A 13076-nucleotide genomic window follows, 5' to 3' on the forward strand; every position below is an offset into this window, starting at 1 on the left:
CATTCAAAACACTATTAATCACAAAATTTTACATGGATTCAATATTTAATCTAAAAGGAAAAATTGCATTAATTACCGGTGGTGCCGGAGTACTGGGAAGTAACTTTGCTAACGTTCTGGCCGAACAGGGTGTTATTACCGGAATCGTTTCCCAGTCTATTGAAAAAGCCAATACAACCGTAGCTGCAATAGAGAGCAATGGTGGAAAAGCTTTTGCCATTCAGGCGAATGTTTTAAACAAAGAAGAACTGGAAAAAGCTAAAGATTTTATTGTAAAAAAATACGGTCGTCTCGATATTCTAATCAATGCTGCAGGAGGAAACATGCCTGGAGCTACCATCAGCCCGGATCAGGCCATCTACGACCTTCAAACCGCAGACTTACAAAAAGTAATCGATCTGAATATTATCGGAACTATGCTGCCTTCACAAGTATTTTCGGAACTTTTTGCTCAACAAAAACAGGGAAACATCATTAACATCTCATCGGCAGCCGCACAACGTCCTCTGACAAGAGTGGTAGGATATGCCGCTTCTAAAGCAGCAATCGACAATTTTACACAATGGATGGCAGTAGAACTGGCTACTAAATATGGTGAAGGAATACGTGTCAATGCCATTTCACCGGGGTTTTCATAGGAGAACAAAACCGCTCTCTCTTACTGACTCCGGAAGGAAAACTAACGCCCAGGGGAGAAAAAATCATCGAACATACTCCAATGGGAAGATTTGGTACTCCCGAAGATGTCAACGGAGCTCTTTTATATTTATGCAGCGACCTGTCTAAATTTGTAACAGGAACGATCCTAAAAGTAGACGGAGGATTTGCAGCAGCAAGTATTTAAAACGAAAATAGAACATTATCAATCCTATCGTATTACCAAATCATTAACAAAAAAAGAAAAAAAACTATATGATTTCTGTTTAGGATTTTCTTACTTTGTGTGAACACTTAAAAACTATTCTAACTATGAAAAAAATTAATTTATTGGTAATTGTCTTATTGACAGCTTTTTCAGTTAATGCACAAGACGTTAAATTTGCTCCTTTGGATGCGAGTCCGGTTGATATTGCGTATTCTCCAAACAAAGCGGTAAAATTCAAGAAAACCGATAATCCGGCTCCGACAGTTAAGGTTATTTATTCAAGACCTTCAGTTAAGGGACGCGCTATTTTTGGTGAATTGATTAAGTTTGGTGAAGTTTGGCGTGTAGGTGCTAACGAAAATACCGAAATCAAATTTTACAAACCGGTTACTATTGGCGGAGTAAATATTCCTGCCGGAACTTACAGTTTATTTGCTATTCCTGAAAAAGACAAATGGACCATCATTATCAATAAAGAAATCGATTTATGGGGTGCTTATGCGTATGACGAAAGTAAGGATATTGCAAGAGTAAGTGTTCCTGTAAAACCAGTATCCAACACAATTGAGGCCTTATCTATTGCTTTTACTACTCAGGGTTCCGTAACGAATTTGGTAATTGGCTGGGACAAAACAACTGTTGAAGTTCCAATCACAATAAAATAATAGTCTGCACAATTAGCGACAGCAATAAAGAGATACCAAATGGTGTCTCTTTTTTTATGCTTCAACACAAAACAGAAATGGTGAAAAAGAGAAAAATTATTATGACTTAGTTCCCACAAATTTATTTTTCATCCGGTTATACTTTATACGATGAAGTTTTGTATTTTTATGAATATCAATGAATTTAATTTTTAACTTAATCAAAAAATAGATGGGAAAATTTGTAATTACTAAGAGAGCCAATGGTGAATTTCAATTTAATTTAAAAGCTGGTAATGGGCAAACTATTCTAACAAGTGAAGGTTATACTACCAAAGCGGCCTGCTTAAACGGAATTGAGTCTGTTAAAACAAATTCGCAGGACGACGGAAGATTTGACAGACTGGAATCCAAAAGCGGAAAACCTTATTTCAACTTAAAAGCCAGTAACGGTCAGATTATTGGAGCAAGCGAAATGTATGAAAGTACCAGCGCCCGAGATAACGGAATAGCATCGGTAAAAACAAACGCACCCGAAGCTTCTACAGACGATCAAACTGCATAACTGCGGTACAAAATAATAAGAAATGGGGCTACTGAGCCCCATTTCTTTTCCATTTCCTTAGACTAAATCTCTCCAAATTTTTCTTTATAACGACGTAACTCTTCTTCCGTTTTGCTTAACAATTTCTCTAAAAGTACAATTTTATCTTCATACAGAGCTTTTAAAGCTGCACTATTATCCGAATTAATCTGAATACTTCCATTATTGTTTCCTCTCACTTTATTAAAACTATTGAAGTATCTCTGACTGTCAAAACTGATTACGTCTTCTACACTAACCTCCAAAATTCTGGCTATTTCAACCAATTTTTCATACGAAAGAATCGTTTTTCCTTTCTCAATTTTACTATATCCTGCCTGTGTAACACCTAACTGATCTGCCATATATTCCTGCGTGTAATTTTTTAGTTCTCTTATGCTTTTTATTTTACTTTTTATCGAAGAGGTCATAATTTTATTTGGGGTATTTTGTATCGCTAAAAACCAACCGCTATTAAACTTATAGTATTACAGCCATACTTTTTTAGTATGCGATCATACTACTTCAATGGTAGGTTTATGAAGCAGCAGATTTTCATTTTTTCCTGGTGGTAATAATAAAACCATAAAGTATGGCAAAGGCTATAACCACAAGATCATTTTGGGAAATTTCATCTAATAACATTATTAATTTTTATAGATTTGTTTTCGTTTTCTTCAAAAGTCTGTTAAAATTCAGGTGTAGAAACTCATCGACCTGTTTCCCGATTTCGTGACGGTCTAAAACCTTAATTTTCACTTTAATTTCTTTTTTATATACATCTTTTACAATGACATAATAGTCAAATTCAAAAGTATTATAGAATCTTAAAATGATAAGAACAGCATATACTATAATCGTGGGGCCGATATAATACAAGTCATTTAAATTGGAAAAAAACATACAATAATAAGCCAAAGCGGTAGTCAGAGTAAAAACTCCGTTTTCAAGAAGATAGGTCTTCTTTTTTTTGAGTAAACCAAGTTCTGTAATTTCATTAAAACAGTATTGCCATCGTTTTGAACCATACTGAAACTGAACCTGATCCTGAGTAAGGGTAATGAACATAGTAATTTAAAGATTATTAATAAAAGACAAGAAATAATTAAGCTGAACACCAAATTCAGCGATAATTAAAAGTGGTTTATATTCCTAAAAAAGCAACCACTAGCGGTCTCTTTTTTTTGAATAAAACTCTCTTTCGCAATATTACGCATTCTATGTATTTTCTTTCTTACAAACCTCCTTATAGAATATAACTAACTGTTGTAATTAATTCTAAAATATCAATTTTTACCTATATTCAATAGTGCAGACCGTTGATTTTTCCTCTATTAAATTTCATTTTTCTTCTTAAGGTTAAAAACAAAAAAGCCCTTAATCAAAATTTGTTTAAGGGCTTACTATTTATCTTCTTAGAATTAAATTGTCCCAATCAGGAGGCTTTCAATTTTTGAAAGCGGAATCTCGGGATTGGCACCGGGTGACGCAGCAACCAAGGCGCCTACAGCGCAAGCAAAATCAATTGCGTCCTGGGGCTTTTCTCCGGTGAGCAATGAAGTAATTAAAGCGGCTAAAAAAGAATCCCCAGCCCCTACTGTATCAACAACTTTTACAGTATAACCGTAATTCTCATACAATTGATTTTCCCAAAGCAATACTGCACCATATTGCCCTCTGGTTACACAAATAGCATTGGTACCCGTTTTCTCTGCAATAAAATAAATATTCTCTTCCAGTGTGGTAAAAGGCGAATGCAGTGCTGCGGAAACTTCTAATAATTCTTCATCATTAAACTTTATAAAACTGGCGGCATGCATCAACTGTTCTAAAATCTCATAGGAATAATGAGGCTTTCTTAAATTGACATCAAAAACTTTATAAACATTTGTCCGTAATAATTCTTCCAGAGATTTCCTCGATACCTCATCCCGACAAACTAAACTTCCAAAAATCAAAACATCGGCATTTACTGCCAAACTTCTGGCAAAATCACTCAAAACGATCTTATCCCAGGCCGCCGGATAATGAATGACGTAACTCGCCGATCCTTTCTCGTTCAGGGTCACATGAACCAGACCAGTCGGAAAATCTTCTGACTTGATTATCGCTTCTGCTTCGAGTCCAAGATTTTTTATATGATTAATAATGGTAACACCGTCTTCATCGCTTCCTACACAGCTAATCATTGCAGCATTGCATCCTAACGATTGCATTCGCAGGGCAACGTTTAATGGTGCGCCTCCAATCTTTTTTTCTGCAGCAAAAACATCCCAAAGTACTTCTCCGTAGGCGACTGCCTTTAGACTTTTTCCGTTACTCATTCTAAAAACAATTTTATATTAGCAAGTCTGTTTAACACACGGTAATGTTGATTTTTTTTCCTAAAAAGAAGATTATCTAACTCTTTTTACCGCTGTGTCTAAAATACAACTATAAAATTAAACTTTGATCGGGGCAATACTAAAAACTGTTGGCTGATTTAAAATAAGAATCAGGAAGATTTGAAAGTTGACACTGTTATTAAAAACTTTATCAGTCTTCCTTTTTTTGTTAATCCTGAACAATTTTATAATAAAAAATCTTTCTAAAATTTTCCCATAAAAAAACCTCGCTTAAAGTTCATTAAGCGAGGTCTTTTTCTTTCGAAAAAAAATATTATTTTTTAGATTCTTCGATAGAAACTTTTCTAAACTCTTTTAAAAGTTTTTCAATTTCTAAAGTAGATTTACGCGCTCTTGGTCCAGCAGCTTTAACACCTTTTTCAGTTAATGATTCAGCCTCTGCTTTAAATGTTTCAATTTCGGCGTTGATTTTTACTAATAGATCGTTCATGCTTATAATTATTAAATTAAGTCGCAAAAATAGAAGTTTGAATGGGAGTTACAACACATTTGCTGTTAAATTTATCCTCATTTTTAGGTCTCTGACTTAACGATAAATTTACTTTTTTAGTTTTTTGCATTTCATTTTTCACAACAAACTAATAGTCAATATTTTATTTCCCAACCCTAATAACTCCTGCCCTGTAAGGCATTCCGAAGTTTTTTCAATAAAATTTCATTTTGCAGCTTCAAAATACATCAAAAAACTAGATTTTTATTCCTTTCCGCAATTGTAATTCTGCTTTTTTTGACGAAAATAAGTCAAATGTGCGCCAGATTCGACTTAAAAGGCTTCAAAAATGAAGGTATTTGTCCTACCAGACTCCAACTATGAAAAATGGTTTATTTCCTTATTTCAGCTTTTACTTTTACTAAAAAAATCTCTTCCCCATCAATCAAATTCTTTCTACCCGGGTAACATTGCAATCAATAAATTCAATTAATTTTTCTATTTTTTTACTGCAATTCTCTTTGTTTGAAATTGAAATAATGTAACCATTCTTATCTTTAATATATAACAGAAAATAGTCCTTAGTGAGGATTGCCTTCTCTATCTGGCACCATCTATGAGTAAATCCGCCCAAAGGGGAATGAACCTCTATAAATGAATTCGTAAAACTAAATTTGTACTGACGTGAAAAACGATCAAATTTTAGCAATTTTCTGACCAATCGAAATGTTACTTTGCAAATTGTATTTACTATTGGATAATGAAAAACTAAAAAAAGGATCACTAAAAACAAGTCTTTTATAATCCATTGAAAAAAATCATTGTTCCCTTTCCAATCTGAATAAACAAAGACCACTAAAGTCACTGCTAAAAGAAACATTACTCTTTGCTTGTACAGATCTTTGAAGTACATCTTATGCAAATTACGTATCTCTGCAATATTCAAATCAAACTCCAATGAAAAAGTAGAGGTGCCCATATGCTGTTACCAATGTTACTTATTAATAAATGATACATTTTTACACTCCCTCTTCTCTTCTTAAAAAATAATGAAGAAGTAATAAAGTATGCAGCAAATTTAATTGTAACATTTTTTTTCAAGCACCTCAATAAGCCATAAAACTATCGTAATAAGACAAATATGAAATTAAGCTGTCTACGAGAACCTTTTTTGCATACGTCTCTTATTTAATTCCTTTTTTTAATGCAGCCAGAACAGGATCTGTTGCTGCTTTAATTTGATTGATTACAATTTTGGCAATTTCTGTGGCTCCTTTTAATGACAAATGGGTATCATCATTTTTATCTTTATCGTAATAGGAGTTTTCACCGACTTTAAAATGCAAATGCAGCAGTTTCGATTTTTCGGGGCCGTAGGTTTGTTCTAATATTTCTGTAAAATATTCAAGATCAATAAAAGGAACTTTAAATTCTTGCGCCACCAGTCTGGTTATTAAAGGATAATCACCGTGTGTGGGTATTAAAACTCCTTTATCATTAAAATTACGTCTCGCGATAGAAGTCAATAAAACAGGTGTTGCTCCTTTTTCTCTACTCTCTTTTACAAACTTAATCAGGTTATACCGATAACCTGTGTGAGGGTTGGTATATCGGGTTGAATCTTCGATTTTTTCGTCATTATGGCCAAACTCGATGAAAACGTAATCTCCTTTTTTGAGTTTTTTATAAATCGAATCCCATCGTTTTTCATTGATAAAACTTTTAGTACTGCGACCGTTTACGGCTTTATTTTCAACCATAATATTTTCGGTAAAGAAAGGCTGTAAAACCTGTGCCCAGCCGTGTTCCGGATTGCGTTCGGGATCTTTTTTGTTGGCCATTGTAGAATCTCCAATAGTATAAAGTGTTGTTTTCTGAGCGAAACAAGCCACTGAAAATAAACAGATAATTAGCAGATAATATTTAGTCATTTGATTAACATTTAACTCTTTTAAAAAAATCTTAGCAACTCAGAACCTCTAAAAAAAAACTATTTCGCTGCCGTTGGCACCGTTGCTTTTTCTCCGATAACTACTTCGTTGAGCAATACATCTTTGGCATTTTCGCTTGAAATAGCATTCTTTGCCCACTTGATATTGATACCATTAAACGAGATGTTACGTACTTTTTTATCCGGAAACCCCTGAATTACAATTCCGGATGCTGTGGCCTTGTTGCAGATAATATTCGAGAATGAAATATTTGAAATCTCAGATTGAAAGTCGCTTCCTTCTCCGTGATAATTGGCTGTGATATACAAACAATCCTCGACTTCATCCAGTTTTATATTTCGCACAAAAACATTCCTGATGAAACCGCCTCGGTCAGCATTGGTTTTCAAATAAATGCCTCGTTTTAAATAGCCTGCCGTTTCACAATTTTCGACGAATACATTCTGAACTCCCGCCGACATTTCGCTCCCAATCACTACTCCATGAAGTCCTTTAAACTTGCAATTTCTAATGACAATATTCTCGCTTGGAGTAGCCGAATTAGCTCTTCCTTCATGATCTCTTCCGGCTTTTATGGCTATATTATCATCGCCATTATCAAAGGTCACATTTTCAATTAAAACGTCTTTTGCATACTCGGGGTCGATTCCATCGTTATTATGATTCAATGATTTGTAATGCACACCACGCACTGTAATGCTTTGCGATTTCAATAAATGCAAACACCAAAAAGGAGAATTTTCAATATGAATATTTTCAACCAAAATGTTTTTACAATTTAAAAACTGAATCATCTGCGGACGCAAAAAGTACCCTTCTCCAAATTTCCTATCCTCAAAAGGTGTACTACTATGGTTCATTTCACGACTTCTGTTTTTTCCGGCGCCTTCTTTTGCTTTAAAACTTTTCCAGATTTTACCTCCGTTACCGTCTATCGTTCCTTCTCCTGTTATGGCTATATTCGAACATTCATTAGCATAAATCAACGGACTGTAATTGTACAACATCGTTCCTTCCCAACTCGTTAAAACCATTGGTAGATAATCTGTCGGAGTATCGCTGAATTTAATTTTTGCTCCTTTTTCTAATTTAAGATTGACATTACTCACAAAATGAATCGGACCATTGATTTTATAAATTCCTTTTGGAACAATGATTGTCCCACCCTTATTCTTTTTACACAAAGCCATTGCTTTGTCAAAGAAAGGTTTGTTATTGGTAATGGAATCACCCTTTGCTCCCAACTTTATAACATTAATTTGATACGAAGGAATTACGGGAAGCTGAATTCTATTGACAATTGAGTCAACCTTTGTCGATGGAAATTCAGTGCTCTGAGCAAAAGAAGCCCAGGAAAGGAATAGAAAAATGAAGTGCTTAAAAGTCATGATTTTTTTTAAGGTTCTGAGCTACTAAGGTTCTTAGGTTCTAAGCCTTTTACCTACTACTTTATAGTTGTATGACCTGAATACCAATTTGGAATTGAGTCTTTTAGAATATTTTCTGTGCTGTAGTTTTCAGCTTCTTTTTTTGTAAGCTGATGTGACCAAGACACTCTTTTTGCATTTTGAGCTCCTTCACCTTTACAATTGTATTCGGCATAAAAAGCCGTTTTTTCCGCTTCGGGTTTTGACCAATTTTCCCAGCCTTCCGGTCTGATATGCTTTCCCAAGTCACAGTTCATATAAACGGTTTTGGCATAGATACGCCAAGGTCTGCCCAGATAAACTGCTGTTGCTGCCGGCTCTGCTGTGAGTTTGCAATTTTTAAAAACAAATCCAAAAGCGGTTCCTTCAGGTGTTGAAGCAGCAGTAATATAGGAGTTTTTGATACTGTGAATCTCGCAATTCTCAAATAGAGCCGTTGCGCTTCCGAAAATAAAATCGGTTGTTCCTTCGATGTAACTGTCTTTAATGTAGTGTTTGGCTTCTTTTCCGGACAAATAGAGCGTATCCTGATTTCCGAGAATTAAACAGTTTGAAATCTGAACTCTGTTTGCTACAATAGACAGTGCAATGGCCTGACCGTTATCACCTGAAGCATTTTTAATCGTTAAATTGGATGCCGAAAAATCATCGCCTTCCACTAAAAGGGTATAGGTATGAAAAGTGCTGTTTCTCCCCACGTTAATCTTAGAGAAGTTATCATCAAAAGTAATGATGGTATTTTCTTTGCTTTCACCAATTAAAGCCACTTGACTGTTCCATTCCGGAATACGGATTTTCTCCTTGTAAATTCCGTTTTTCACAAAAACAGTTACCTTTTCATAAGGAAAAGAAGGGCACGCATTTATGGCATCCTGAATTTTTGTAAAATCTCCCGAACCGTCTAAAGCCACGATAATCCGGTTACTTTTTTGGGTATCTGAAGATTCTTTAGACGTTATTTTTACTCCGTTTTTTACAGCCCAGGCGGTGTATTTTTTAAGTACTTCTTTGGGTGAGTCTGAATACCAGGAATAGCCGTTTCGTCTTTCGGCACCAATTTCCTCTATTGATTTTTTTCGGATTCCGTCACGATCACAAAAGAAAGGCTCATTGGTAGAAAGATCCATAAATCTCGCCCAGATTGGGGCTGCATTTTGCGTTACGATCATTTTTTTATCGATCACTTTTCCGGCATCGTTTAAAACACGCTTTTCTTCCAGGTTGGTGATTTTTGTTTTTTCAAACCAAAGTTTTGCGCTTTGTACCGCTGTAATAATTTCAGGAGAAGGTTTTTCGATCGACATTAAAAGCAATACAATTTTTGCGGATTCAGAACCGCTTAACGATGCCAGTTCGAATGCTCTTGCGTTTGCAGGTGCTAAAGTAACCTCATCATGTTGTGCGCACCAGGCCGTTAAAGTACCATTCTGTTTGTATTGTGTTTTTAAAATACAATCTATTCCTTTTCGGAAAGATTCTTTCGCTTTTTCGACAATTGCTTTAGACGGTTTTATACTAAAATAATCGGTTTCTTCGCTTACCTGACGTATAATGTTCAGGATATTCACCATCGAATCATCATTGTATGTGATGTGCGTGTAATAGCCTTTTTTTAAAGGGTAAAACTGAGGCCATCCCCCATTTTTATATTGGGCTTCTAACAAATAATCCAATCCGTTTAAAAACGATTCTTTGTATCGGTCGTCTTTTACCTGCGCGTACATTTTAGACATGAAAAGCATCTCCTGACACGTTGCTCCATTGTCTGTAGTCGTTTCTGCAGTTGTTTTTTTAAGCTTCAGTAAATCCTTTTTCTGCTCCGGCGTTAATTCATTCTGCATCTGAATGTTCTTGGGCCACCCGCCTATCTCTCTTTGGTAGAGCAGTACATTCTCTGCTATATTTTTGGCTTCATCGGTACCAAACCAGGCTGCATCATTTTTCCGAATGATATCTGGCCAGTTTTTATAGGTGTTCTGTGCCTGAATACCAAAACTCAGAGCCATACCAAAAAGCAACAGAATATTTTTTAACTTAATCATTTTAAAATTTTATTTTGTTATTCTAATCCAATTAAACCAACATATTTTAAAAACCTGTCGGGTTAGTTCTATATTATCTGTTTAATTCAACAGCTGCTAGAATAAATGGTCCGGTTGCTTTAGGATCATTGTCTTTTTTCTTTTCGTTTACATAATAGGTATACGATCCATCACGATATGGATTCCCTCCCAAACCTGCCACCTGACAGGCTTGCGTAAGTGTGATTCCGCCATCAGCATCTACCCTGATCAATTGTTTGGTTAAACCGTCAAAAGCTTTATTGGCCAAACTTTTATATTTTGCAGGCAGATATCCCTTGTTCGCTCCTTTTGCAAAAGCATAAGCAAACATTGACGATCCCGAAGCTTCAAGATAGTTTCCTTCTGCCCCGCCTTTGTCTGTAACCTGATACCATAAACCGGATTTGTCCTGATATTTAGCCAAAGCAACCGAAGCCGTATTCAGGTATTTTACCAGTTCTTTTTGTTTCGGATGGTTTTTAGGGAAATAATCCAAAACATCAACCAATGCCATTACATACCAGCCTAAAGCTCTTGACCAAAAGTTCGGAGAGGTTCCGTTATCCTTATTTGCCCAAGGCATTTGTTTGCTCTCATCCCAACCGTGATACAACAAACCTGTTTTTGGGTCTGTTGCATGCAATTGAATTAACTCAAATTGTTTCGCAACATCATCAAGACTTTTTCCTCCTTCAAAGGTAACGGTATATTGGGCGTAAAATGGTTCACCCATGTACAAACCGTCCAACCACATTTGATTCGGATAAATTTGCTTGTGCCAAAATCCACCACTGGCTGTTCTTGGCTGCTCTGTCAACTGCTTGCGCAGTAGCTGAAGCGCTTTTAAATACTTTTCTTCTTTGGTAGTCGCGTAAATATCAAACAACAAGCGTCCTGGTACAATTAAGTCAATATTGTATTTGTCCAGTTCATAGGTTTTAATCGTTCCGTCGTTTTGAACAAGAACATCTGCATAGCTTTTTACATAGGCTGCGTATCTCGGATCAGGATTTTTTTTGTTCAGTTCTTCAATAGCATGTAAAACCAATCCATGAACATAATCCCATTTTGCTGTTTTTGAATCATCGATCCTATAACTTTCGGGATGACGTTTCATTAAAGTCAAAGCCATTTTATCAGACCATTTTAAATCCTTTCCGATCACAATTTCTTTGTTTGAAGGTTCCTGCGAAGTCACTTTACAGCTTGTAAAGACCATCAGACAAACCAATGTCATTGCTGTAAAATAACCATTTGTATTCTTATTTCTCATTTATACTTTATTTTAAATTCTACTATTGATCTAATTCTAATGCGCTCAGCAAAAATGCCGCAAGAGCCGGTGAACTATTGTCCTTTGCCTTACTTTTGATGTAATATTCATTTGATCCGTCCCGAAATGGTTTTCCTCCTAAACCTACATTCGAAGATCCCCTTGAAATCACTATATGGCCCTGATCGTCTGTAATCACAAATTCTTTTACGTAGGATTCAAATGACTTTTGCGCTGTCTTTTTATAGACTGAATTCAAATATCCTTTATTTGTTCCTTTTGCTAAAGCATAAATAATCATGGCTGACGATGATGCTTCTAAAAAATTCCCATTTATTTCAGGCTTATCAGCAATCTGATACCATAAACCTGATGTGCTTTTATGCTGTACGGCAGTTTTGGCGATTTGATTCAGGTATTCCTTCAGCACTTTGTACTTGGGGTGTATTTTTGGATAATATTCCAATGTTTCTACCAAAGCCATCATGTACCAGCCTATACCACGTCCCCAGATGGTTGGCGAGGTCCCTGTTTGCGGATTTGCCCAAGCTATTTCCTTACTCTCGTCCCAAGCCTGATAAACCAAGCCTGTATTTTTATCTGTCAAATAATCGTGCGCCAATTCAAATTGTTTGGCAATATCGTTCAAAGCTTTCCCATTTTCAAATTTCACCGTGTATTCGGTGTAAAAAGGCTCGGCCATGTACAAACCATCAATCCACATTTGATTGGGATAAATTTGCTTGTGCCAAAATCCTCCACTTGCGGTTCTGGGCTGATTTTCTAACTGATCCCGGAGCTCCTGTAATACTTCTAAATACCGTTTGTCTTTAGTTTCGTCATAAAGTCCGAACAACAGTTTGCCCGGGTTGGCACAATCAATATTGTACTCGTTCTTATCATACTTAGCGATCTTTCCATTGGCATCAATCAGTTCATCTGCATATTCTTTAATATATTTGAAATATTTTTTATCATTTGTTTTCTGATATAATTTCTCAAAAGCAAATAAAACAAATCCCATTTTATAATCCCATTTAGGCTTTTCAGTTCCGTCAATCTGCCAGGCTTTTGGATATTTATCTATAATTGTAAGCGCTGTTCTCTGTGACCACTTTAAATTGTCAGGTAAGACGCTATTTTCAGTCGCCTGCGCCATTGTTTTAGTACTGAAAATCAACAGTAAAACAATCAAATTTATTTTTATAAAGGTCGGTTTAAGCATATAACTAATATTCTGGCAGTAGGTCTTTTTTGCCACAGATTAAAAAGATTAAAATGGATTAGGTTAACTTGTGTATTAAATTGCGAATATTTTTTCTCTCGCAGATCATGCAGATCATGCAGATTTTTTAATCCTCTTAATCTCTGGTACTCTTTACTCTTTACTCTTTACTCTTTACTCTTTACTCTTTACTCTTTACTCTTTACTCT

General features: G+C 35.6%; 14 protein-coding genes. 4 read left to right on the plus strand and 10 right to left on the minus strand.

From position 1 onward, the window contains the following. The first annotated feature begins 32 nt into the window (after positions 1-32). The 4 genes from M4I44_RS17470 (at position 33) to M4I44_RS17480 (ending at position 2074) form a co-directional block, all read left to right on the plus strand. Positions 33-638 (plus strand): SDR family NAD(P)-dependent oxidoreductase, encoded by a 606-nt coding sequence (locus M4I44_RS17470; RefSeq protein WP_371922982.1) that lies wholly within the window; start codon positions 33-35, stop codon positions 636-638. A gap of 80 nt (positions 639-718) precedes the next feature. Next, the gene (locus M4I44_RS22630; RefSeq protein ID WP_371922983.1) at positions 719-844 is read left to right on the plus strand and encodes an SDR family oxidoreductase; all 126 of its coding nucleotides are present in this window, start codon (positions 719-721) and stop codon (positions 842-844) included. Positions 845-969: 125 nt separating this feature from the next. Beyond that, on the plus strand, positions 970-1530 hold the full coding sequence (locus M4I44_RS17475; protein WP_017495633.1) for a DUF2911 domain-containing protein: 561 nt from the start codon (positions 970-972) through the stop codon (positions 1528-1530). Between the two features lie 211 nt (positions 1531-1741). Next, positions 1742-2074 (plus strand): YegP family protein, encoded by a 333-nt coding sequence (locus M4I44_RS17480; RefSeq protein WP_017495632.1) that lies wholly within the window; start codon positions 1742-1744, stop codon positions 2072-2074. 62 nt (positions 2075-2136) lie between these two features. Here the strand turns inward: M4I44_RS17480 and M4I44_RS17485 are convergent, their stop codons facing one another. From M4I44_RS17485 to M4I44_RS17525, 10 genes are all read right to left on the minus strand, one after another. Further along, the gene (locus tag M4I44_RS17485; protein ID WP_017495631.1) at positions 2137-2523 is read right to left on the minus strand and encodes a helix-turn-helix domain-containing protein; all 387 of its coding nucleotides are present in this window, start codon (positions 2521-2523) and stop codon (positions 2137-2139) included. 223 nt (positions 2524-2746) lie between these two features. Then, the gene (locus M4I44_RS17490; protein ID WP_249965559.1) at positions 2747-3160 is read right to left on the minus strand and encodes a hypothetical protein; all 414 of its coding nucleotides are present in this window, start codon (positions 3158-3160) and stop codon (positions 2747-2749) included. 353 nt (positions 3161-3513) lie between these two features. Continuing rightward, positions 3514-4416 (minus strand): carbohydrate kinase family protein, encoded by a 903-nt coding sequence (locus tag M4I44_RS17495; RefSeq protein WP_249965560.1) that lies wholly within the window; start codon positions 4414-4416, stop codon positions 3514-3516. Between the two features lie 334 nt (positions 4417-4750). After that, positions 4751-4927, minus strand: coding sequence for a histone H1-like protein Hc1 (locus M4I44_RS17500; RefSeq protein WP_017495627.1), 177 nt, complete (start codon positions 4925-4927; stop codon positions 4751-4753). Between the two features lie 445 nt (positions 4928-5372). Continuing rightward, positions 5373-5906: a YcxB family protein gene (locus M4I44_RS22635; RefSeq protein ID WP_371922984.1), complete on the minus strand. Its 534-nt coding sequence runs from the start codon at positions 5904-5906 to the stop codon at positions 5373-5375. Between the two features lie 205 nt (positions 5907-6111). Beyond that, complete coding sequence (locus M4I44_RS17505) at positions 6112-6858, minus strand: rhamnogalacturonan acetylesterase (protein WP_249965561.1); 747 nt, start codon at positions 6856-6858, stop codon at positions 6112-6114. Between the two features lie 59 nt (positions 6859-6917). Beyond that, positions 6918-8267, minus strand: coding sequence for a glycoside hydrolase family 28 protein (locus tag M4I44_RS17510; protein ID WP_249965562.1), 1350 nt, complete (start codon positions 8265-8267; stop codon positions 6918-6920). A 56-nt stretch (positions 8268-8323) separates the two neighbouring features. After that, positions 8324-10348 (minus strand): pectate lyase, encoded by a 2025-nt coding sequence (gene pelA, locus M4I44_RS17515; RefSeq protein WP_249965563.1) that lies wholly within the window; start codon positions 10346-10348, stop codon positions 8324-8326. A 73-nt stretch (positions 10349-10421) separates the two neighbouring features. Next, positions 10422-11642 (minus strand): glycoside hydrolase family 105 protein, encoded by a 1221-nt coding sequence (locus M4I44_RS17520; protein ID WP_249965564.1) that lies wholly within the window; start codon positions 11640-11642, stop codon positions 10422-10424. Between the two features lie 22 nt (positions 11643-11664). Then, positions 11665-12867, minus strand: a complete 1203-nt coding sequence (locus M4I44_RS17525; protein WP_249965565.1) for a glycoside hydrolase family 105 protein — start codon at positions 12865-12867, stop codon at positions 11665-11667. Positions 12868-13076 lie beyond the last annotated feature (209 nt).

Source organism: Flavobacterium sp. B183, assembly GCF_023539155.1.
GTDB lineage: Bacteria > Bacteroidota > Bacteroidia > Flavobacteriales > Flavobacteriaceae > Flavobacterium > Flavobacterium tructae.

What these genes read in the sequence shown, in the direction of transcription:
- M4I44_RS17470 (WP_371922982.1), top strand. Translation starts at nt 33, where the DNA reads ATGGATTCAATATTTAATCTAAAAGGAAAAATTGCATTAATTACCGGT.
- M4I44_RS22630 (WP_371922983.1), top strand. Translation starts at nt 719, where the DNA reads ATGGGAAGATTTGGTACTCCCGAAGATGTCAACGGAGCTCTTTTATAT.
- M4I44_RS17475 (WP_017495633.1), top strand. Translation starts at nt 970, where the DNA reads ATGAAAAAAATTAATTTATTGGTAATTGTCTTATTGACAGCTTTTTCA.
- M4I44_RS17480 (WP_017495632.1), top strand. Translation starts at nt 1,742, where the DNA reads ATGGGAAAATTTGTAATTACTAAGAGAGCCAATGGTGAATTTCAATTT.
- M4I44_RS17485 (WP_017495631.1), bottom strand. Translation starts at nt 2,523, where the DNA reads ATGACCTCTTCGATAAAAAGTAAAATAAAAAGCATAAGAGAACTAAAA.
- M4I44_RS17490 (WP_249965559.1), bottom strand. Translation starts at nt 3,160, where the DNA reads ATGTTCATTACCCTTACTCAGGATCAGGTTCAGTTTCAGTATGGTTCA.
- M4I44_RS17495 (WP_249965560.1), bottom strand. Translation starts at nt 4,416, where the DNA reads ATGAGTAACGGAAAAAGTCTAAAGGCAGTCGCCTACGGAGAAGTACTT.
- M4I44_RS17500 (WP_017495627.1), bottom strand. Translation starts at nt 4,927, where the DNA reads ATGAACGATCTATTAGTAAAAATCAACGCCGAAATTGAAACATTTAAA.
- M4I44_RS22635 (WP_371922984.1), bottom strand. Translation starts at nt 5,906, where the DNA reads ATGGGCACCTCTACTTTTTCATTGGAGTTTGATTTGAATATTGCAGAG.
- M4I44_RS17505 (WP_249965561.1), bottom strand. Translation starts at nt 6,858, where the DNA reads ATGACTAAATATTATCTGCTAATTATCTGTTTATTTTCAGTGGCTTGT.
- M4I44_RS17510 (WP_249965562.1), bottom strand. Translation starts at nt 8,267, where the DNA reads ATGACTTTTAAGCACTTCATTTTTCTATTCCTTTCCTGGGCTTCTTTT.
- pelA (WP_249965563.1), bottom strand. Translation starts at nt 10,348, where the DNA reads ATGATTAAGTTAAAAAATATTCTGTTGCTTTTTGGTATGGCTCTGAGT.
- M4I44_RS17520 (WP_249965564.1), bottom strand. Translation starts at nt 11,642, where the DNA reads ATGAGAAATAAGAATACAAATGGTTATTTTACAGCAATGACATTGGTT.
- M4I44_RS17525 (WP_249965565.1), bottom strand. Translation starts at nt 12,867, where the DNA reads ATGCTTAAACCGACCTTTATAAAAATAAATTTGATTGTTTTACTGTTG.